General features: G+C 65.1%; 19 protein-coding genes. 14 read left to right on the forward strand and 5 right to left on the reverse strand.

Annotated elements, in window-relative coordinates; all coding sequences use genetic code 11:
• Nucleotides 1-13 precede the first annotated feature (13 nt).
• Entirely contained in the window at nucleotides 14-1,108 is a 1,095-nt protein-coding gene (locus ACXJ7R_RS07285) for a tetratricopeptide repeat protein (protein ID WP_457151229.1), read from the forward strand.
• Nucleotides 1,109-1,149: 41 nt separating this feature from the next.
• On the opposite strand, the gene ACXJ7R_RS07290 is transcribed toward ACXJ7R_RS07285, so the two are convergent.
• The gene (locus tag ACXJ7R_RS07290; protein WP_457151230.1) at nucleotides 1,150-2,325 is read right to left on the reverse strand and encodes a LysR family transcriptional regulator; all 1,176 of its coding nucleotides are present in this window, start codon (nucleotides 2,323-2,325) and stop codon (nucleotides 1,150-1,152) included.
• Here ACXJ7R_RS07290 and ACXJ7R_RS07295 point away from each other — a divergent pair.
• Complete coding sequence (locus ACXJ7R_RS07295; protein ID WP_457151231.1) at nucleotides 2,254-2,409, forward strand: DUF1127 domain-containing protein; 156 nt, start codon at nucleotides 2,254-2,256, stop codon at nucleotides 2,407-2,409. The genes ACXJ7R_RS07290 and ACXJ7R_RS07295 overlap by 72 nt on opposite strands.
• A gap of 92 nt (nucleotides 2,410-2,501) precedes the next feature.
• Here ACXJ7R_RS07295 and ACXJ7R_RS07300 read toward each other — a convergent pair whose 3' ends face one another.
• Entirely contained in the window at nucleotides 2,502-3,530 is a 1,029-nt protein-coding gene (locus ACXJ7R_RS07300) for an aldo/keto reductase (protein WP_457151232.1), read from the reverse strand.
• 185 nt (nucleotides 3,531-3,715) lie between these two features.
• On the opposite strand from ACXJ7R_RS07300, the gene ACXJ7R_RS07305 reads away from it, so the two are divergent.
• The 4 genes from ACXJ7R_RS07305 (at nucleotide 3,716) to kdgD (ending at nucleotide 7,854) form a co-directional block, all read left to right on the forward strand.
• The gene (locus ACXJ7R_RS07305; protein ID WP_457151233.1) at nucleotides 3,716-4,807 is read left to right on the forward strand and encodes a substrate-binding domain-containing protein; all 1,092 of its coding nucleotides are present in this window, start codon (nucleotides 3,716-3,718) and stop codon (nucleotides 4,805-4,807) included.
• A gap of 131 nt (nucleotides 4,808-4,938) precedes the next feature.
• Nucleotides 4,939-6,012 carry an ABC transporter permease gene (locus ACXJ7R_RS07310; RefSeq protein ID WP_457151234.1) on the forward strand — a complete coding sequence of 358 codons (1,074 nt, stop codon included), beginning with the start codon at nucleotides 4,939-4,941 and terminating at the stop codon, nucleotides 6,010-6,012.
• Complete coding sequence (locus tag ACXJ7R_RS07315; RefSeq protein ID WP_095080556.1) at nucleotides 6,009-6,836, forward strand: ATP-binding cassette domain-containing protein; 828 nt, start codon at nucleotides 6,009-6,011, stop codon at nucleotides 6,834-6,836. The genes ACXJ7R_RS07310 and ACXJ7R_RS07315 overlap by 4 nt, the downstream gene beginning before the upstream one ends.
• A gap of 85 nt (nucleotides 6,837-6,921) precedes the next feature.
• On the forward strand, nucleotides 6,922-7,854 hold the full coding sequence (kdgD, locus tag ACXJ7R_RS07320) for a 5-dehydro-4-deoxyglucarate dehydratase (protein WP_457151235.1): 933 nt from the start codon (nucleotides 6,922-6,924) through the stop codon (nucleotides 7,852-7,854).
• A gap of 33 nt (nucleotides 7,855-7,887) precedes the next feature.
• Here kdgD and ACXJ7R_RS07325 read toward each other — a convergent pair whose 3' ends face one another.
• Entirely contained in the window at nucleotides 7,888-8,619 is a 732-nt protein-coding gene (locus ACXJ7R_RS07325) for a FadR/GntR family transcriptional regulator (RefSeq protein WP_095080558.1), read from the reverse strand.
• A 158-nt stretch (nucleotides 8,620-8,777) separates the two neighbouring features.
• Here ACXJ7R_RS07325 and ACXJ7R_RS07330 point away from each other — a divergent pair, with 158 nt between their 5' ends.
• Nucleotides 8,778-9,608: an NAD-dependent epimerase/dehydratase family protein gene (locus ACXJ7R_RS07330; RefSeq protein ID WP_457151236.1), complete on the forward strand. Its 831-nt coding sequence runs from the start codon at nucleotides 8,778-8,780 to the stop codon at nucleotides 9,606-9,608.
• A gap of 5 nt (nucleotides 9,609-9,613) precedes the next feature.
• Here the strand turns inward: ACXJ7R_RS07330 and ACXJ7R_RS07335 are convergent, their stop codons facing one another.
• Nucleotides 9,614-11,209 (reverse strand): GMC family oxidoreductase, encoded by a 1,596-nt coding sequence (locus tag ACXJ7R_RS07335; RefSeq protein WP_457151237.1) that lies wholly within the window; start codon nucleotides 11,207-11,209, stop codon nucleotides 9,614-9,616.
• Nucleotides 11,210-11,420: 211 nt separating this feature from the next.
• Between ACXJ7R_RS07335 and ACXJ7R_RS07340 the strand changes: the two genes are divergently transcribed.
• From ACXJ7R_RS07340 to ACXJ7R_RS07355, 4 genes are all read left to right on the forward strand, one after another.
• The gene (locus ACXJ7R_RS07340) at nucleotides 11,421-12,503 is read left to right on the forward strand and encodes a sugar ABC transporter substrate-binding protein (RefSeq protein WP_095080563.1); all 1,083 of its coding nucleotides are present in this window, start codon (nucleotides 11,421-11,423) and stop codon (nucleotides 12,501-12,503) included.
• 154 nt (nucleotides 12,504-12,657) lie between these two features.
• The gene (locus ACXJ7R_RS07345) at nucleotides 12,658-13,641 is read left to right on the forward strand and encodes an ABC transporter permease (protein WP_457151238.1); all 984 of its coding nucleotides are present in this window, start codon (nucleotides 12,658-12,660) and stop codon (nucleotides 13,639-13,641) included.
• A 5-nt stretch (nucleotides 13,642-13,646) separates the two neighbouring features.
• The gene (locus tag ACXJ7R_RS07350; RefSeq protein WP_457151243.1) at nucleotides 13,647-15,149 is read left to right on the forward strand and encodes a sugar ABC transporter ATP-binding protein; all 1,503 of its coding nucleotides are present in this window, start codon (nucleotides 13,647-13,649) and stop codon (nucleotides 15,147-15,149) included.
• 153 nt (nucleotides 15,150-15,302) lie between these two features.
• On the forward strand, nucleotides 15,303-16,271 hold the full coding sequence (locus ACXJ7R_RS07355) for an ABC transporter permease (RefSeq protein WP_457151239.1): 969 nt from the start codon (nucleotides 15,303-15,305) through the stop codon (nucleotides 16,269-16,271).
• An 83-nt stretch (nucleotides 16,272-16,354) separates the two neighbouring features.
• On the opposite strand, the gene gloA is transcribed toward ACXJ7R_RS07355, so the two are convergent.
• Nucleotides 16,355-16,768, reverse strand: a complete 414-nt coding sequence (gene gloA, locus ACXJ7R_RS07360; RefSeq protein ID WP_095080570.1) for a lactoylglutathione lyase — start codon at nucleotides 16,766-16,768, stop codon at nucleotides 16,355-16,357.
• A 164-nt stretch (nucleotides 16,769-16,932) separates the two neighbouring features.
• Between gloA and ACXJ7R_RS07365 the strand changes: the two genes are divergently transcribed.
• From ACXJ7R_RS07365 to ACXJ7R_RS07375, 3 genes are all read left to right on the forward strand, one after another.
• Entirely contained in the window at nucleotides 16,933-18,372 is a 1,440-nt protein-coding gene (locus tag ACXJ7R_RS07365; protein ID WP_457151240.1) for an FAD-binding oxidoreductase, read from the forward strand.
• Nucleotides 18,373-18,379: 7 nt separating this feature from the next.
• The gene (locus tag ACXJ7R_RS07370) at nucleotides 18,380-19,165 is read left to right on the forward strand and encodes a FadR/GntR family transcriptional regulator (protein WP_457151241.1); all 786 of its coding nucleotides are present in this window, start codon (nucleotides 18,380-18,382) and stop codon (nucleotides 19,163-19,165) included.
• A 314-nt stretch (nucleotides 19,166-19,479) separates the two neighbouring features.
• Nucleotides 19,480-19,698, forward strand: a complete 219-nt coding sequence (locus ACXJ7R_RS07375; protein ID WP_457151242.1) for a hypothetical protein — start codon at nucleotides 19,480-19,482, stop codon at nucleotides 19,696-19,698.
• The last annotated feature ends 197 nt before the right edge of the window (nucleotides 19,699-19,895 follow it).

The raw sequence follows: 19,895 nt of genomic DNA on the forward strand, positions 1-19,895 counted from the left end.
CTACCTTCTTGGAGTGCTGACCGAGCATGGGCGTGGCGTGCCGGTCGATCGAGCGGCAGCGGCGCGACTGTATCATCTCGCCGCGGAGAAAGGCCTTCCCTCGGCCCAGTTCCGGTTGGGATTGGGGCTCATCGATGGTGGCCTTGCAGACCAGGATATCGCGGCCGGCGAGGCGTGGCTGCGGCGCGCCGCATTGGCGGGAAACATCGAGGCAGCCTACCGTCTCGGCGATCGCTACGTGAAGAGTTCGYAGCCGGACTATGCGGAGGCCGCGACGTGGTATCGACGCGCGGCCGATGCAGGCCATCAGGCCGCCGCCCGCGCCTTGGCATCGCTCTATCTCTCGGGAAACGGTGTCGCCCAGGACGTCGAGGAGGGAGCGCGCTGGCTGCGCACGTCCGCAAATGCGGGAAATCAGGAAGCGCAGGTCGACTTTGCCAATCTGGTCCTCGAAGGGGCAGGCGAGCCTGACGACCGCGACCGCGCCAGCATTGCCGGATGGTTCGAGGCGACCGCCTCGTCGGGCGATCTGGTTGCAGCCTTCAACCTCGGCCTCTGCTTTGCCCAGGGCGTCGGCGTGCGAAAGGACGAGGAGCAGGCGGCGCAATGGGTGAGGCGCGCGGCCGAAGGCGTGGCCGAGGCGCAATATGCGTATGCGCGCATGCTTCAGGATGGGCGCGGCGTGGCCGCCGACCAGAAACAGGCCCGTCTTTGGTTTGAGCGGGCGGCCAACGCCGGCATGGTCGACGCGCAGGTGGCGCTTGCCGAAATGCTCCTCAATGGGCGCGGCGGCGCATCCTTGCCCGTGGCTGCGGCGCAGTTGTTCAAGCGGGCAGCCGCGGCCGATCACGTCGGGGCGATGTTTGCGATCGGCGCCCTGTACGGGAGCGGCCAGGGTCTGTCACTCGACCCGGCGGCAGCGCAGAAATGGTTCACCGCCGCCGCCGAGCGGGGACATGGCCAGGCCCAACTCATGCTCGGGCGCTATCTTTCCAATGGTCTTGCAGGGGACCACGACCCGGTAGCCGGTCGCGTGTGGTTCGAGCGGGCGGCTGCACAAGGTGTTCAGGAAGCCGTCGACGAACTCGCCGAGTTCGCGTCGATTTGAGGCTGGTGTGGCCGTCGCTACAGGTTTGCCACGCGACGCGCTTACCGGATCGGCGTCTCGCCGCGAAACAGTGGCTGGTGCGCCCGCATCAAGGTGGCAATCCGGTCAGCTACTTTTCGCACCGGCGGGGCGTGACGCTCCTCGTGATGGGTGACGATCCACTGATCTGTTTCGAGTTCGGGGATAGGGTGGGCGACGCGAACCAGCCGCGGATCGCTGTCACCGACGAAGCACGGGAAGACCGAAAGGCCGGCGCCGGCGGCCACCAGTTCGCGCACCGAATGGGTGTTGTTGCCGCGCACCGCGATGCGGTCGCCATGATGGGCTTGCAGCCAGCGCGCCGAAGCAATGTTTGCCCCTTCGCCGGTGACGCCGACGAACAGCCCGGCGGCAATGCCGTTGATCAGGTGGCGTCCGGAATAGATGGCGTGGGCGACCTTGCCGCTTAGACGGCCGGCCAGCCACTGTTCGGTCGGGCGCTCGCTTCGGATGCCGATGTCGGCGGCACGGCGTCCGATATCGACCCGGTCGGTGGTGGTGACGAGTTCCACCCTGATGCCGTCATCGACCGTCCAGATCTCGCCGATATGGGCGGAGACGAAGGCCGAGGTCCAAGGCCCAGCCGAGACGCGGACGATGCGGTCGGGCAGGCTTCCCTCGCGCCAGCGGGTCAGCGACTGCATTGCCGCCTCGACGTCCTCGGCGCGCCGCAGCAGTTCTTCGCCGACCGGGGTCAGTTGGTAGCCGGTCTGCTGGCGCACGAACAGCGGTTCGCCGATCTGCTTTTCGAGCGCGGTGACGCGTCGTCCGAGGGTGGCCGCGCTGAGCCGCGTGGTTCTTGTCGCCGCGCTCAGGCCACCCAGCCGCGCAACGTCGAGAAACAACCTTAGATCGTCCCAGCCGATATCCATTTTGCAGAAATGAAAAACTCCTTTCGACCCTGGCTGTAGCGCGAAGCAGGCATCATACGCAAGTATGCAGGCCTTGGAGGCGTTGGACAATCCTGCCTGGCGGGACCGTGCCCAAGCACATCGGCTGGCCAGCAAGCAGTGCAATCCCTTCGATCGCGCATGCGCTTGGCACGGATGCTTTGCGCTTTCGACCAACCATGCGCACTGGCCATCCACGCGCCAGAGGAGACAATCATGTTGGATGAACTTCGACGCCGTTTCGCCCGCTGGCGGGCCTATCGCCAGACGCTTGCGCGCTTGAGGCATGTGTCGGACAGCACGCTGGCGGATGCCGGCATTTCTCGCCAGGATATCCGCAAGCGCGCCCGCCAAGCCAGCCAGCGTCTTTAAGATCGTGGAGGCGGGCATTCGTCGAGACCGCCTAGTGCGGTTCCGCCGTTTCAAGCAGACGCAGAACCGCTCTATTGGCTACCGAGCGGCGCTCAAGGTACCGGTGCGCCGGCTTCGATCAGCCGGGCCTGCTTGAGATCGGCCCACAAAGCCGGCGGAATGTCCTCGCGCAGGTAGGCCAGATTCTGTTTCAACTCGTCGGCTGATCGCGCGCCCGGAATGACGCTTGATACGAGAGGATGGCCGAGTGGGAACTGAAGCGCGGCCGCCGGCAGCGACACCTTGTGACTGATGCAGATCGCCTCGATGCGGCGGACGCGCTCGAGCACCGGTTCCGGCGCCGGCCTGGTGTTGAAGGTTGCGCCCTTGACGGCGCCGGTGGCCAGGATGCCGGAATTGTAGGGTCCGCCAATGATGATCCTGGTGCCGCGCTGCGCGCACAGCGGCAGCAAGGTCGCCAGCGGTTCCTGCTCGAGCAAGGTGTAGCGGCCGGCCAGCAGGAAATAGTCGAACGCGCCCGCCACGACGAAATCGGACAGCATCTGCCATTGGTTGATGCCGACGCCGACCGCCTTGATGACGCCTTGCGAACGCAATTCGTCGAGCGCCGGATAGGCGCCCTCCATCGCTTCCCTGAAACGGCTTCTGGCATAGGGATCCTCGCCGGTGCCGAAATGAATGGCTTCGTCCGGATCATGGATCGAGACCATGTCGACATAGTCGGTGTCGAGGCGCTTCAGCGTTCCTTCGAGCGAACGCATCACAGCGTCGCGCGAATAGTCGAACTCGGCGCGGAATGAGCCGGGCTGGTCCCACAGCGCCGGCTGAAGGTCCTCGGGCGGGATCGGCACGAGGTCGTAGCCGATCTTCGACGAGATGACGATGTCCGCGCGGGGTAAGGATCTGATCGCCAGCCCAAGCCGGGTCTCGCTCACGCCAAAGCCATAGACGGGTGCTGTGTCGAAATAGCGGATGCCATTGTCATAGGCCGCGTGCACCGTTTGGACCGCGGCGTCGGTGTCGACGGCGCGATACATATTGCCCAGCCCGGTGCCGCCTAGTCCGATCGTCGTCACCTTCAGGCCGTTCTTCGCGACAGCCCTGAATTCGATTTCAGCCATTTTCTCTTCCTGTGATCGCTGCTGTTCTTCGTGCCGGCCAAGCGGCTTCCCGCACCACGCTCGGGCCGCGAAAAGGCCGGTCGTGAATCCGGTGTCGAAAAAGCATTGACACAAAAGTTGTCATATAACAATGTAACCAGATGACAAATGTGGGCAGGCCCGCAAAACGAAGAGGGAGGAACCAAGTGGACGACGAAACGAAAAACCAGATGGAGATGGTCAATGCCGCCATCAGCCGGCGCAGTGCCTTCGAACTGGCCGGCAAACTCGGCCTCGGTGCCGCCGGCCTGGCCAGCGGATTGGCGGGTGCCGGACTTGCCGGCGGCGTCAGCGCCGCGAAAGCTGCGGATTCATCGGCAGGCCTGCCGAAGAAGCCCTACAAGTTCCACTTCGTCTGCCATGTGACGCTCGACCAGTTCTTCACCCCGACCGTCTATGGCATCCAGGACGCCTGCGCGGCCTTTGGCTGCAGCTACCAGTGGACGGGTTCGCAGAAGAACGTCGTCTCCGAGATGGTCAGCGCCATGCAGACCGCGATTGCGCAGAAGTCGGACGGCATCGCCGTCTGCCTGGTCGATCCGACTGCCTTCGATGCGGCCACCGACATGGCCGCGCAGGCCGGCATTCCGGTCGTCGCCTTCAACGCCGACGTGCCGGTCGGCAGCCCCAACAGGCGGCTGTCCTATGTCGGCCAGCCGCTCTACCAGTCCGGATACAACTCGGCGCTGAAGTGGCTGAAGCTGATCCCCAAGGGCGGCCACGTCATGCTGTCGATCGGCGTGCCCGGCTCGCTCAACACGCAGCCGCGCCTCGACGGCTACATCCAGGCGATCAAGGACAGCGGCAGCGGCGTCACTTACGATGTCGTCAACACCGGGCCCGATCCGGCAACCGAAATCTCGCGCGTCGAGAGCTACTATCTCAGCCACAAGGACGTGAAGGGCATGTTCGGCACCGGTGGTTCCGACACCTACGCCTGCGGTTTCATCTCCAACAAATATGGCCTGGTGAAAGCCGGCGGCGCCGTGGCCGGCTTCGACCTCTTCCCGCAGACGCTAGACTTCATCAAGTCCGGCGATGTCAACTTCACCACCGACCAGCAGGCCTATCTGCAGGGCTTCCTGCCGGTCCAGCAGATGTATCTCTACAAGTTGTCGGGCGGTCTCGTCGGTCCGGCCAACAGCGACACCAGCCAGGCCTATGTGACCAAGGACAATGTCGACGCCTATGTCGGCAAGTCCCGCTTCGAGGGCCGCAGCGACGTCGAGCCGACCTGACGCAGTTCAGCCAAGCGAAAACTCCTGCCCTCGCCACGTCATTGTCCGATGACGTAGCGAGGGCGCCGCTGACTGCCGCCGGCTTGCCCGTCGCCGATCCCCGCCCAGAATTCGAAATCAGGAAGACAAGAGTGCCGCCAATCGCAATCGCAAAAGCCGGGAAGGGCGCCGTTGGCGTCAAAGTCCCGCAGACGATGACGGAGAGGCTGCTCATCCTGCTTTCCCGTTATCGCGAGGCCAGCATCGCCGTCGTCGCCATCGTGCTTGTGGTCTATTTCCAGGTCGGCAGCGATGGCGGATTCCTGTCGCCGCAATTCATGAGTGTCGTGCTGCGCGACACCGGCCGGCTTGGCCTGATCGCCGCTGCCGAAGTCATGCTGATGATCACCGGCGAGATCGACCTTTCGCTGAGCGCCATCTTCTCGATCGCGCCCTATGTCATGGCGCTGATGTCGGTCACCTGGGGCGTGCCGCTGGCCGTCGGCGCCGTTGTCGGCGTCTTGATCGGCGTGCTGGTCGGCGCCATCAACGGCATCATCACGGTGCGTTTCCGCGTGCCGTCGCTGATCACCACGGTCGGCATGCTGTTCTTCCTGCAGGGCATCGTCGTCTCGATCTACAACAGCCAGCCGATCGTGGCGCCGGTCGAGCAGCCCTTCAACGCGATCTTTGGGCAGAGCCTCTACCAGCCGTCGGATGCGCTCCTCTCCTGGCATGGCGTGACCGCCTTCACGCCCTTCCTGTGGGCGGTGCTGATCGTGCTGGCGCTGGCACTGGCGCTCAACCGCACCACCTTCGGTCTGCACACGATTGCCACCGGCAGCAACATCATCGGCGCGCGCGAAATCGGTGTGCGGACCGATCGCATGAAGATCTACAATTTCATGATCGCCGGCGGCTGCGCGGCCTTCGCCGGCATCATCAACACCGCCCAGTTTACCTCAGCCGACCCGCAGGCCGGCAGCCCGTTCCTCACCTTGCAGGCGATCGCCGCGGCAGTCATCGGCGGCACTTCGCTGCTGGGTGGCTCCGGCACCGTCATCGGCGCGCTGATCGGCGCGTTCGTGGTCGCTTCGCTCAACAACGGCCTGGTGATGATCGGCGCCCAGGCCACCGTTTCCGACATCTATCTGGGCGCCGCCATCATCGCGGCGATGATCCTGAGCATCCAGGTCGACCGGCTGCGCACACGGAGGCGCCTATGAACACGCAGACCATTCCGCCGCTCGCGCCAGATGCGCCCGTCGTCCTGGAAATGTCCAACATCTCCAAGAGTTTCGGCGCCGTCACAGCGCTGGTCGACGTCTCGATCAAGCTGCGCCGGGGCGAGGTCCTGGCCCTGGTCGGCGACAATGGCGCGGGCAAGTCGACGCTGATCAAGATCCTGTCAGGATTTCACCAGCCCGATACCGGCACGATCGTCTCGCAAGGCAAGGAGGTGCGTTTCGCCTCGCCGCGCGACGCGCGCGCCCAGGGCATCGAAACCGTCTACCAGGACCTGGCGCTGATCGGCGACCTCAGCGTCTTCCACAACATGTTCCTCGGCCGCGAATACCACAAGCGCATCCTGGGGCTGAACCTGCTCGACAACAGGAAGATGCGCGAACAGGCTCAACTCTACTTGGACACGCTGGGCATCTCGATCCCCAGCGTCAACAGCACCGTCGACCTCCTGTCGGGCGGACAGCGCCAGTGCATCGCCGTTGCCCGCTCGATCTATTCGTCGCCCAGGATCCTGGTGCTGGACGAGCCGCTGGCGGCACTCGGCGTGCGCGAAAGCGCGCATGTCCTGGGCCTGATCCAGAACCTGCGCCAGCAGCGCCAGGTCTCGGTGATCCTGATCGTCCACAACTACAACCAGATCTTCGAAGTCTGCGACCGCATCAACTTCCTGCATTCGGGCGAGGTCGCGCTGGACGCCTCCACGGCCGACACCAGCGAGGAGGAATTGATCCGCATCGTCAAGTCGGGCCTCGGCCGCAAGGCGATCGACGCCGCCGCGGCCGAAGTCCGGCCCGGAATCGTATGAACCCACCCAACGCCACGGCTGCCAAAATTCCTGCCGGCCAAACTGTCCAAGCCGATTTGCCGGCCCCACATACGGAGTACTCGTTTTGACGTTCTCACCGACCGAGCTGACCAAATCCCTTGGCCGCGGGCTGCTGTCCTTTCCGCTGACCTTCTTCGACGATGCCGGTGCCTTCAACGAGAAGGGCTATCGCGCCCATGTCGCGCAGCAGGGCGCTGCCGGGGCAAGCGGGCTTTTCGCCGCCGGCGGCACGGGGGAGTTCTTCTCGCTGACGCTCGAGGAATACAAGCGTGTCGTGCGGGCGGCATCGGATGAAGTTCCCGACCACCTGCCGCTGCTGGCCGGCGTCGGCTACGGCACGCATATGGCGGTCGAGTTCGCCAAGGCCGCGGAGGCCAACGGCGCCGACGGTTTGCTGGTGCTGCCGCCCTATTTGGTCAAGTCCGAGCAGGAAGGCCTACGCCGGCATCTGACCGCCATCTGCCGCTCGGTCGGCATCGGCGTGATCGCCTACAACAGGGACAATGCGGTGCTGACGCCCGAGACCCTCGACCGGTTGGCGCAGGATTGCCCGAACCTGATCGGGCTCAAGGACGGCGTCGGCGACATCGAGCTTCTCACCGCCTTGCGCTACCGGATGGACGACCGCCTGATCTTCATCGGCGGCATGCCGACGGCCGAAGTCCATGCCAGTGCGGCCGCGGCAATAGGCATGACGACCTATTCGTCGGCGATCTATAATTTCGCTCCCGAGATGGCGCTGCGTTTCTTCAACGCCTTGCGCGCCGGCCGCATGGCCGAGGTCGGCGACCTCATCCGCAGCTTCTTCCTGCCCTATCTCACCATCCGAAACCGGCGTGCCGGCTATGCGGTCTCGATCGTCAAGGCCGGTGCGCGCATCGCCGGGATCGACTGCGGGCCGGTCCGGTCACCGCTGCTTGACCTCACAGTGGATGAAGAACGGCAGCTCGCGGCGCTCATGCAGTCCTGCCGCATGCCGGTTGGAGAGCTGGCGTGAGATCACGGAATGAAGGTCAGGCTCGACGCCGTGCTACGAGCTGACCGAACCGTCGACCATGCGGCGATAGCGCTCGCGGCCCGCCTCCAGATGCTCGCGCAAGGTGAAGCGGGCGGCCTCGACATTGTGCCGCTCGATGGCTTGATAGATGCGGCGGTGCTCCGTCTGGACCTGCTCGAGATAAAGCCGCCGCTGCTCCGGCGTCTCAGTCCGCGGGCGGATCGACTGGCGCGGAATGATGACGGGTCCCAGAAAATGCATGAAGCGCTCGAAATAGGGATTGCCGGTGGCCGAGGCGATCGCCCGGTGGAAAGCAAAATCCGGTTCGATGGCGCTGTCGCCGGCCGCGATCGAAGCGTCGATGGCGACAAGGCAATCGCGCATGCGGGCAAGGTCGTCGTCGCTGCGCTTCTCCGCGGCGATGCCGGCGGCTTCGAGTTCCACGGCGAGCCGCAGCTGCAACACGTTCTGGACTTCCGTCAGCGAACGAAGCTCGTCGGAGACGATGCGAAATGTGGTGTTGGCCTCGTGGTCGGCGACGAACACGCCCGAACCCTGGCGGCTGACGACCAGCCCTTCCGAGCGCAGCGAGGCCATCGCCTCGCGTATCACAGTGCGGCTCACTCCGAATTGCGCGATCAGTTCCTGCTCGGTCGGCAGTTTCTCGCCACTGGTCAGATGGCCGGCGCGTATTTCGCGCGCAAACCAGTCGGCCACCTGCGCCGTGCGGCTGATCTGAGGGGGAAGGCCAAAGGAACGTTTCATCGCCACCAAGCAATAAACGAACCGCTGTTCTTGGCAACCGATTATTTATATGGTGATATGACGACATCCCTCGGTCGCCTGAAGTGCGCAACCTCTGTTCGCCTTGCCGGGCCGGCACGAACATCTCTCCCGATTTCCCTATCATGAAAGGACAGGGATTGGCTCTCTCCGACAAACCGGTGCTGCTGACCGGGGCATCCGGCACGATTGGACGCCTGCTTTCGGTCAGGCTGGCAGAACTGGGCTGGACCTTGCGGCTGACCGATGTCGCGCCCTTGCCAATCCCGCTGCCGCAAAACGCAAGTTTCGATCGTGTCGATCTCGAGGACCAGCAGGCGGTGAACGATCTTGCCCAAGGCTGCGGGCTGATCCTGCATTTCGGCGGCATATCCACCGAGCAGTCCTTCGAGACCGTGCTCGGCCCCAACCTGCGCGGCAGCTACCACATCTACGAGGCGGCGCGCAGCCAGAAGGCACGCGTGGTGTTTCCGTCGTCAGTGCACGCGGTCGGGCTCTATGAGCGGACGGAGATTCTCGACCAGGACTGCCTGTTGCGCCCGGACGGCTATTACGGCCTGTCGAAGGCCTATGGCGAAATGCTGGCGCGGCTTTACTGGGACAAGCATGCGGTCGAAAGCGTGCTGATCCGCATCGGCTCGGTGCTGCCGGAAGTTCCCGACGAACGGATCCTGTCGACCTGGATATCCCACGGCGATTTCGTCAGCCTGATCGAGCGCTGCGCCGAGGCCGAGCATGTCGGCTGCTCGGTGATCTGGGGACAGTCCAACAACAGCCGCGGTTTCTGGCGGCATGATGCCAGGCAAAAGATCGGCTGGACGCCGCTGGACAGTTCCGACAGCCAGGCCGAGCGCGTGCGTGGCAAGGTGACGGACAATCCGGTCGTGGAACGATACCAGGGCGGCAAGTTCATCGTTGTCGACTACAGCCGCGCCGACTTCCCGCCGCGTTCGATGTTCCCGGACGAGTGAGCTCCTTACGCCGGCGACCGACCACGCCCGGCGATCATGTCGGCAGCCTTTTCGGCGATCATGATCACCGCGGCGTTGGTGTTTGACGACACGATGCTTGGCATCACCGAGCTGTCGCAGACGCGCAGGCCCTGGAGCCCGCGCACGCGAAGCTCGGGATCGACGACGCTTTGCGCATCGCCGCCCATCCGGCAGGAGCCGACCGGATGGTAGGCGCTGCGGCCATGTTCGCGGGCGAAGGCTTCCAGCGCCGCACGTCCCTTCGTTGCCGCACCGGGAAGGTGCTCCCGGCTGATGTATTTGGCGAAGGCCGGCTGGGACAGGATCTCGCGGCTGATCTCGATGCCGTCGACGGCGCGCTCCAGGTCGTAGCGTTCGGCAAAAGGGTTGGGATCGATGATTGGCGGATCGCGCAGATCCGCTGACCGGAGCGTGACGCTGCCGCGCGAGCGGGGGCGGACATGGTAGGAATTCAGCGTGCAGCCATTGCCGCCGGGCACCGAGCCGATGCCTTCCTCGACGCCGGCGCCAGGCAGGAAATGGAACTGGATGTCAGGCGTCTTCTCCGCATGGTCGCCCCACCAGAAGCCGCCGGCTTCGACGATGTTGGAGGCCACCGGGCCCTTGCCGAACAGCGCGTATTCGAGGCCGGCGACCGCCTGCCAGCGCTTCTTCTTGTAGCGGTCGATGCCGTGTGGCCCGTTGAGTTCGGCGACGACATCGACATCCATGTGATCATGCAGGTTCTGGCCGACGCCGGGCAGATCGTGGATCGCCTTGATGCCGTGCGTGCCGAGATGCTCGGCCGGGCCGATGCCGGACAGCATCAAGAGTTTGGGGGAGCCGATGGCGCCGGCGGTGACGATCACCTCGCGCCCGGCGCGCAACAATTCGGTACTGCCGTTGCCGACGATCTCGACGCCGATGGCGCGGCCGTTCTCGACAACGATGCGGCTGACCGTGGCGTCGGTGCGCAGCGTCAGGTTCCTGCGGCCGAGCGCCGGCCTGAGATAGGCGACCGCCGTGCTGCTGCGTTTCCCCTGACGCGTCGTCGTCTGGTAGAATCCGGTGCCTTCCTGCTGGCCGGCATTGAAATCGGCCCTGAAGGGAAGACCCGCCTGCTGCGCCGCCTTGACGAAGACCCGCGTCAGCGGATGCGGCGCGCCGCTCGAAACCCCGAGCGGGCCATCTGTGCCGTGCTGCGGACCGGCGAAGGTGTCGTTGCCCTCGGAGCGCCGGAAATAGGGCAGCACGTCGGCGTAGCTCCAGCCGCTGCAGCCATCGTCGACCGCCCATCCGTCGTAATCCTGCGGGCAACCGCGGGTGAACACCTGGGCGTTGATCGAGGAACCGCCACCGAGCACGCGCGCCTGCGGATAGACCATGGTGCGGCCCTCGATCGCCTTGCCGGGCGCCGTGTCATAGCCCCAGATCAGCGGCCCGGCCGTCATCTTGAAGAAGCCGACCGGCAGATGGATGTAGCGATCGGTGTCCCGCGGCCCGGCCTCCAGCAGGACGACGGACAGGTCGGGATCCTCGCTCAGCCTGGTTGCCAGAATGCAACCGGCCGAGCCGCCGCCGACGATGATGTAATCCGGCATTCTCGCTCCCTCATGTGGGCACAATCGGCGCCCCCTCGTGTGCGCGACGATCTCAAGTCCCTTGTGCCGCGTCAAGAGAAAGGGTATGGTTGCAGTGTTGAAGGGTTGTCGTACAAGTGAGGAGCTTGGCAACCCGTCGATCGGAGGCCCGGCCGCGCTCCCCGCGCAAGCCGCCGGGCGGGAAACAGAATTCAATCGGGAGGTTCGATACATGAAGGACAGGACAGGTTTAACGCTTTCGGGTGCGGTCAGCCGCCGGACGCTGATGATGGGCGCCACCGCCGGAATGGCGGCGCTCGCCATGCCAAAGGTTTTGCGCGCGCAGGAAAAGCCGACATTGGTGACGTCGATCCGCTCGTTGTCCAACCCCTACCACGCGGTGTGGAAGACGGGCGCCGAGGCCTACGCCAAATGGGCCGGTCTCGAACACGTCACGCTGGTCTCGGAAGGCAACAGCGAGAAAGGCATCGCCGACATCAAGGCCATGCTGGCCAAGACCGGCGGCAACATGGTGCTCAATTCCGATCCCAACGACACGCCCGATGCCCGCCCGATCGTCGAGGCCTGCGCCAAGGCCGGCGCCTATGTCGTGACGCAATGGAACAAGCCGGCGGATCTGCATCCCAAGGACTTCAACCCGAACTATGTTTCCCACATCGAGTTCGACGGCATTGCAAGCGGCAAGACCATCGCCGAGATCCTGTTCAAGACCATCGGCGGCAAGGGCGGCATCGTCGCCCTCGGCGGCCTGATCTCGACCACGGCGGCGATCGAGCGCAAGAAGGGCCTCGACGCGGCGCTCGCCGCCAATCCCGACATCAAGCTGCTCGACTTCCAGGTCGCCAACTGGAAATCGACCGAAGCCTTCGACCTGATGGGCAATCTGCTCACTCGCTTCGGCGACGACATCAAGGGCATCTGGGCCGCCAATGACGACATGGGCTCCGGCGCACTCGAGGCGCTGCGCGCCGAAAACCTCGCCGGCAAGGTGCCGATCGTCGGTGTCGACGGCATCAAGACGGCGGTCGACGCGGTGCGCACCGGCGAGTTCGCCTGCACCGTCACCTCGGATCCGTTCTGGCAGGGCGGCATGGGGCTGGCCATCGGCTACAACGCCAAGATCGGCAAGTTCGACCCGGTCAAGGAGCCGCCGGAGCACCGCGAATTCTACGGCAAGGCGGTGCTGATCTCGCACGACAATGTCGAGGAATATTACAAGACCAATGTCGACGCCAAGCCGGAGATCGACTGGAACGATCTTTGGGGTCGGGTGACCGGAGCCATCCGGACCTGACCGCCGGGGCGGGCTGCTGCTCCCTGGCGGCCCGCTCCCCTTTACAGTCGTCGTGCATCGCACCGGCGATGGTCATCAGCAGACGGGAAGCGGTTTCTTGACAATCCATACAGAACCCCTGAAGTCCGTTTCGGACATCGAGCGGACGACGCTTATGACATTTCTCCCCGGCCGCATCRCCACCATGTTCGGTGGCAGGCGCTGGCGCAGCCTGGCGCCGCTGGCGGTGCTGGTCGTGCTCTGCCTGCTGATCGCCATTGCCAATCCCAATTTCATCGAGCTGCGCAACCTGGTGCGCCTCGCCAACTCGGCCGCCGTGCCGCTGACGCTGGCGATGGGACTGACCTTCATCATCCTGATGGGCAGCATCGACCTCTCGGTCGAKGGCACGCTGTCGGTCTCGGCGATGGTGGTGGTGCTGCTCGCCGCCAATGACAGCAATGGCAACGACTATGGCTGGTGGGCGGTGCTGGCCGCGGTCGTCGCCGGCACCGCCATGGGTTTCGTCAGCGGCCTCGTCCAGACCATGCTGCGCATCCCGTCCTTCATGGCCACGCTCGGCATGTGGTTCATCGGCCTTGGCCTGTCGGTCTATATGCTCGGCGGCTCGGCGATCCGTCTCAACGATGCCTCGATCCGCGAGCTGGCATTGGCCCGCTTCCTCGGCCTGCCGCTGGCGGTGTGGGTCGCCACCGGCGCGTTTCTGCTCGCCGCCGTCATCCAGTATCACACCAAGCTCGGACGCCACATCCTGGCCATCGGCGGTGACGAGGACGTCGCCAAGCTCTCCGGCGTCAACGTGGTGCGCGTGCGCATCACCGCCTTCGCGCTGGCCGGTTTCTTCTTCGGCATTGCCGGCGTGCTTGCCGCGGCACAACTGGGCCAGTCGCATGCCGTCATCGGCGACGGCCGGCTGTTTGCCGCGGTCACCGCCGTCGTCGTCGGCGGCACGGCCTTGACCGGCGGCGAAGGCGGCGTCGTCAACACGCTGATCGGCGTGCTGATCGTCACCGTGCTTGCCAACGGCATGATCCTGCTCGGCATTTCGCCCTACATCCAGCAGACGGTGCAGGGCCTGATGATCATCGCCGCGGTGGCGCTGTCGCTCGACCGCGTCCGCCTCAGGATAGTCAAGTGACCGCCATGCTGAGCGCTTCCGGCATCATCAAGAATTTCCCTGGCGTCCAGGCCCTGCGCGATGTCTCGATCGAGGTCCGGCCGAACGAAGTGGTCGGGCTGATCGGCGAGAACGGCGCCGGCAAGTCGACGCTGATGCGGGTGCTGGCCGGCAGCTACCGGCCGGACGGCGGCAGCCTCACCCTCGACGGCGAGCAGCTGCGCATGCGCAGTCCGCGCGACGCGGCCCGGCATGGCATCGGCATGGTGTTCCAGGAACAGTCGCTGGTGCTCAATCTGACGGTCGCCGAAAACATATATCTCGGCGAGGAAGACCGCTTCACCCGCTTCGGCATCGTCAACTGGCGCGCCATGAACGCGGCGGCGCGCCGGCAACTGGCCAAGATCGGCATCGACATCGACGTCACCGCGCGCACCTCCGAGCTCACCTTCGCCGCGCGCCAGATGGTCGAGCTGGCCAAGGCGCTGACGCTCGAGGAAGTGGTCGAGCGGCAGCTGCTCATCCTGCTCGACGAGCCGACCTCGGTGCTCAACGCCGCCGATATCGAGGTGCTGTTCGCCCGCGTGCGCTCGCTCAAATCCCGTGCCAGCTTCGTCTTCGTCTCGCACCGTCTCGACGAGGTGCTTGCGATCTCGGACCGCGTCTACACGATGAAGGACGGTGCGGTCGTCGCCGAGCATCGCGCGGCCGATGTCACCGCGCCGGAGCTGCACGAAATCATGGTCGGGCGCGGGCTGCAGGCGGAATATTACCGCGAGGCCCGCCAGCAGGCGCCGCGCGAAACGGTCATGGTCGAGGCAAAGGGCTTGGGCGCAAACGGCGCCTATCACGGCGTCGATCTCAAGATCAGGGCCGGCGAGATCGTCGGCATCGCCGGTGTCGTCGGTTCCGGCCGCGAGGAGGTGACGCGCACCATCGGCGGCTTCCTCCAGCACGATGCCGGTGAAATGAAAATCGCCGGCGACGCGGTGCGTTTCGGTTCGCCGGAACCGGCTGTGCGCAGGGGTATCGGCTATGTGCCGCGCGAGCGCAGGCTCGAAGGGCTGGTGATGTTCCTGTCGATCGCGGAGAACATTTCGCTGGCCGACCTGTCGAGCGTCATGCGCCATGGTGCGTTCGACTATGGCAAGGAGCGCCGGCTCGCCGCCGACTGGATCAAGCGGCTGCGCATCAAGGCGCCGGGCCCCGATGCCGCCTGCCGCAAGCTCAGCGGCGGCAACCAGCAAAAGGTGGTGCTGGCGCGCTGGATGACGGCGGGCTCGCGCATCCTCGTGCTCGACCATCCGACGCGCGGGCTCGATGTCGGCGCCAAGGAGGAGGTCTACGAACTGGTCCGCGACCTCTCCGCGCAAGGCGTGGCGATCCTTTTGATATCCGACACACTGGAGGAAACCATCGGCCTGTCGCACCAGGTGCTGGTGATGCGCGACGGCGAGATCACCGCGCGTTTCGACGCCAGCCCGGGCAACAAGCCGAACCAGGTCGAACTGTTGCGGGCGATGGTATGAGAGACCGTTTGGAAACTCTGCTCCCGCGGCCATCTGAAGGCGTTTTCTGCGCTTCCGGTGCTCACGGACCAACGTCCGCTGCGCTCCGGTTCTCGAAACCACCATCATATGACTCGCGAGAGCGACTTTCGAAACGGTCTTGGGAGCCCTGCGATGAATGAAGCTTTTTCGCTGCGGCGCATCTTCGAAGGCAAGTGGACGCAAGGCGCCATTCCGCTGGTCCTGCTTGTCGCCCTGCTTCTGATCATCGAGATCGCCGCGCCCGGCTTTCTCACCGGCGAGACCGTGGCGCTTTTGTTCGCCAACACCGCCGTGCTGTTCATCCTGGCGACCGGCGTCACCTTCGCCATCCTGCTCGGCGGCATCGACCTATCGATCCAGGCGGTCGCCTCGCTGGCCAGCGTCATCCTGGCGCAGCTGCTGCCTTCGCTCGGCCTTGCCGCCTTTCCGGTGGCGATCCTGTCCGGGCTCGCCTTCGGCACCTTGAGCGGCATCGTCCATGTCAAGCTGCGCGTCCCCTCGTTCGTGGCGACGCTCGCCACCGGCGGCGTGGTCACCGGCATCGCGCTGTGGGTGTCCGACGGCCGCGCCATCACCATCGAGGAAGGCGGCCGCGAAAACACCGCCTGGATCAACGCCACCGTCGCCGGCCTGCCGGTGGTGGTGCTGATTTCGGCGGTCATCGGCATCGCCAGTTTTCTGGCGCTGCGCTACACGCGCTTTGGCCGCCAGGCGATCGCCGTCGGTGCCGGCGAGCCGGCCGCCTGGGCGGCGGGCATCAATGTCGACCGCACCAAGATCATCGCCTTCGCCGCCTCCGGCATGCTGGCCGCAATCGCCGGCGTGGTCTTGGCGGCGCGACTGTCGAGCGGCTCGCCGGTCCTTGCCAACCAGCTGCTGCTGCCGGCCATTGCCGCCGTCATCGTCGGCGGCACCGCCATCACCGGCGGGCTGGGCGGCGTCGCCCGCACGGCGGTCGGCGCGCTGATCATCTCGATCGTGCGCATCGGCATGACCTTCGTCGGCGTCAACATCTTCCTGGAAAACATGGTGTTCGGCGCGGTGCTCATCGCCGCCGTCGCCATCACCATCGACCGCAGCAAGATCGCGGTCATCAAGTGACAGATCCTTCCGCACCGCCTCCCAAGCAAGCGCGGACCGGACGGGGTCGCATCAAAGGCGCGATGCGGCCCCGCCTGCTCAGATCATTGCATCGTGTCGAGGCCGATCAGCTCGATCTTGTAGCCGTCCGGGTCCTCGACGAAAGCGATATGGGTGGTGCCGTGCTGCATCGGCCCGGGCTTGCGCGGAATCTTGGCACCGCGCTTTTCCAGTTCGGCGCAGACGGCGTAGATGTCGTTGACGCCGAGCGCCAGGTGGCCGAAGCCAGTGCCGATCTCGTAGGGCTCTTCGCGCCCCCAGTTCAGCGTCAGCTCGACAACGGCTTCCTTGTCCTCCGGCCCATAGCCGACAAAGGCGTTGGTGAACTTGCCGCCGGGATAGTCCTCCCGGCGCAGCAAGGTCATGCCGAGGACCTCGGTGTAGAAGGCGATCGACTTGTCGAGGTCGAGCACCCTGATCATGGTGTGCATATAGCGAAAGCCCGGGGCGTCGCTCATTGGGAAAGTCCTCCGAATTTGGTGATTGGCTGGTCTGACCGTCCACATCAAACAGCTGGCAGGAGTATGGCGGCCTCGCTTGATGTTCTAAATCAGGGTTGTATGATAACACGACAAGCAAGGTGGTTGTCCAGTCGTTTTCCCAGAGGGTCCAGAGCCAGGTCATGAATGTCGTGCCGCCCATTTCCGCATCGCTGCTATCGGCCCTGGCCGGCGTGCTGCCGGATGGCGGCTTGCTGACCAGCGACGAAGATCTGGCGCGCTACAGCCGCGACTGGTCGGGCGACCATTTCGGCCGCCCGCTGGCGGTTGCGCGTCCGGCCTCGGTCAAGGAGATGTCGGCGCTGATGCGGCATTGCCATGCGGAGCGCATCCCGGTCGTGCCGCAAGGCGGCCTGACCGGCCTCGTGGGTGCTGCGGTCGCCGCCGATGGCGGCGAGATCGTCATCTCGCTGGAGCGCATGAACCGGATCCGCTCGATCAGCCCGATCGACTTCGCCATGGTGGTCGAGGCCGGCTGTATCCTCGAGGATGCCAAGCGCGCCGCCGCAGAGTGCGACTGCCTGCTGCCGATCACCTTCGGGGCGCAGGGAAGCTGCCGCATCGGCGGCAACGTCGCCACCAATGCCGGTGGCTTCAACGTGCTGCGCTACGGCATGACGCGCGACCTGGTGCTCGGCCTCGAAGTGGTGCTGGCCGATGGCCGGATCTGGAACGGGCTGAAGGTGCTGCGCAAGGACAATCGCGGCTATGACCTCAAGCAGATCTTCATCGGCTCGGAAGGCACGCTCGGCATCGTCACCGCAGCCGCGCTGAAACTCTTTCCCAAGCCGACGCAGATCGAGACGGCGCTGGTCGGCCTGCGCTCGGTCGAGGACGCCATGGCGCTCTATGCGCGGGCGCGGCGCGACTGCAGCGATCTGCTCACCGCCTTCGAACTGATCCTGCGCCAGGGCATCGAGATCACCATGCGCGAGGGCGCTGATTTTGCCGATCCGCTGGCAAAAGCCTATCCGGCCTATGTGCTGATCGAGGTTTCCTCCGGCGGGCTGATCGACCTGTCCGCCATGCTCATGGGTTTTCTCGGCGGCGTCGCCGACATCGTCGAGGACGGCATCGTCGCATCGACCCGGGCGCAGGCCGAGCGGCTGTGGCTCTATCGCGAGATCATGGTCGAGCGGCAGGGCAGGGGCGGCCGCTATCTGCGCACCGACGTCTCGGTGCCGATCTCGAAACTCGCCGATTTCGTCACCGACGCGCTCTTCGAATTGCAGCGCGCCCGGCCCGACGCGCTCGCCGTCACCTACGGCCATGTTGGCGACGGCAACATCCATTTGAACGTCGTGCCGCCGGAAGGCATGGAACCGCAAGCGGTGGAGCAACTGTTCGAAGAGGCGGAAGCCGAGATCTTTGCCGTCGTCGACCGCTATGGCGGCTCGATCAGCGCTGAGCACGGCATCGGCCGGGTCAAGCAGAAGGCGTTCCTCGACCGGATCGATCCGGTGACGCTTGATCTGGCGGCGGGCATAAAGCAAGCCTTCGATCCGCGCCATATCCTGAGCAATGGCCGCATTCTGGCAAGCAAGGCCAATCATGGTCTATAGGTGAGCGATGACGCTGAAGCTCGACAAGGTCAATCGCGGTCCGCACCTCTCAACCCTGGTTGCGAGTTCCATCTCGCGCGAGATCGCGCAGGGGCGCCTGAAGCCCGGTGACCAGCTGCCGACCGAGCAGGCGCTGGCGACCACCTTCGGCGTCAGCCGCAACGTCGTGCGCGAGGCGATCGCCCGGCTGCGCTCGGAAGGCCGCATCTGGTCGCAGCAGGGGCGCGGCGCCTTCGTGGTGGAGAGCACCAACCCGACGGTGCTGACCATCGACTATGAGGCGCTGCAGCGCGCCGACTCCTTCCGCAACCTGTTCGAACTGCGCGGCATCCTCGAGGTGCAGGCCGCAGCCCTTGCCGCAAGGCGGCGCACCGAAGCCGATCTCACCGCGATGGGCGATGCGCTGGCCGGCATGCGCGCGGCCCCCTATGGCAGCGTCGCCTGGCTGCGCAGCGACCTCGAGTTCCACCGCACCGTCGCCGAGGCGACGCGCAACGCCTATATGGGCCAGTTCCTGGTCTTCGTGTCCGAGCGGGTGCGCGAAAGCATCCTTGCCGCCGGCAACCAGCAGAAATCGGACGACATGGCCCGCATCACGCTCGGCGAGCACGAGCGCATCCTGGCCGCCATCCGCGCCGGCGACGCCGAGGCGGCGCAGACAGCCATGCGCGACCACCTGGCGGGCGCGGCGCTGCGGGTTGGGCTGCATGATGGTGAGGCGGTTGCCGAGGCACCAACTCCGGTGCGGCACTCGAGACTGAGGAAGGCTATCCGCGGGCAAGCAGCGGGATGAGATCGCCCTCCTGCACCTTGGAGAGCTATGGCGGCTCTATCGGATTGTTTCATGTCTAGCCATTTAACGAAAACATGGTGTGCGACATCTGCGGGATCGAAGCGGCGTTTGCTGCTTCGACGCGGCGGGCTCACGTGCTTCGGAGCTTTGCCTTGCCTCGCGACTGATGATGTCGGTGACCTGACTGGATGCGATGACATTGACGGGATGACAGATCAGGAGCAACTTGAGCGCACCGACCGAGCCCCGGGCGGGCCCGGCCACCGCGTGTGCGGTGAAACCTCGAGCAGCACGGAGACTGACGGGAGGAAGAAATGATCCGGGTCAAGGACGTTTGCGATCGAGCACAATCGCTATGGCTGCGGGTGGTGCGATCGACCCACCCTGTCGACGATGTCGAGAACGAGGAGCTGTATCGGCTGATCGACGGCAAAAACAAGGATAACACCGGCACCAACTTCGAGGCGTCCCGCTTCGACATCGAGACCCGTCTATCGCGATGGGAGAGCTACAAGCCGCCGAACCGTAACTGAAAACTATTCCGGTTCGGAGTACTTTGGACAGCCAGCCACCGCGCTGGGCTTTTCCATTTCAGTGAACAATGCGATCGGCTATCTCGGCTCGAAGCCGGGTTACGAGCGCGAGTGGCCCGACCGCGACCCGGCGAGCACTGCGAGGGCGCAGCAAGATGCTGATAGCGAAAGCGGTCAGTTGGCTTTCGGCGCGAACC

The sequence above is a fragment of the Mesorhizobium sp. P5_C1 genome, from assembly GCF_054049815.1.

Bases quoted from the DNA above. Each gene is read 5' to 3' on its own strand.
- ACXJ7R_RS07290 (WP_457151230.1), bottom strand. From the start codon at position 2,325: ATGCCTCAAGCGCGCAAGCGTCTGGCGATAGGCCCGCCAGCGGGCGAA.
- ACXJ7R_RS07370 (WP_457151241.1), top strand. From the start codon at position 18,380: ATGACGCTGAAGCTCGACAAGGTCAATCGCGGTCCGCACCTCTCAACC.
- ACXJ7R_RS07315 (WP_095080556.1), top strand. From the start codon at position 6,009: ATGAACACGCAGACCATTCCGCCGCTCGCGCCAGATGCGCCCGTCGTC.
- gloA (WP_095080570.1), bottom strand. From the start codon at position 16,768: ATGAGCGACGCCCCGGGCTTTCGCTATATGCACACCATGATCAGGGTG.
- ACXJ7R_RS07325 (WP_095080558.1), bottom strand. From the start codon at position 8,619: ATGAAACGTTCCTTTGGCCTTCCCCCTCAGATCAGCCGCACGGCGCAG.
- ACXJ7R_RS07375 (WP_457151242.1), top strand. From the start codon at position 19,480: ATGATCCGGGTCAAGGACGTTTGCGATCGAGCACAATCGCTATGGCTG.
- ACXJ7R_RS07295 (WP_457151231.1), top strand. From the start codon at position 2,254: ATGTTGGATGAACTTCGACGCCGTTTCGCCCGCTGGCGGGCCTATCGC.
- ACXJ7R_RS07365 (WP_457151240.1), top strand. From the start codon at position 16,933: ATGAATGTCGTGCCGCCCATTTCCGCATCGCTGCTATCGGCCCTGGCC.
- ACXJ7R_RS07355 (WP_457151239.1), top strand. From the start codon at position 15,303: ATGAATGAAGCTTTTTCGCTGCGGCGCATCTTCGAAGGCAAGTGGACG.
- ACXJ7R_RS07350 (WP_457151243.1), top strand. From the start codon at position 13,647: ATGCTGAGCGCTTCCGGCATCATCAAGAATTTCCCTGGCGTCCAGGCC.
- ACXJ7R_RS07300 (WP_457151232.1), bottom strand. From the start codon at position 3,530: ATGGCTGAAATCGAATTCAGGGCTGTCGCGAAGAACGGCCTGAAGGTG.
- ACXJ7R_RS07340 (WP_095080563.1), top strand. From the start codon at position 11,421: ATGAAGGACAGGACAGGTTTAACGCTTTCGGGTGCGGTCAGCCGCCGG.
- ACXJ7R_RS07335 (WP_457151237.1), bottom strand. From the start codon at position 11,209: ATGCCGGATTACATCATCGTCGGCGGCGGCTCGGCCGGTTGCATTCTG.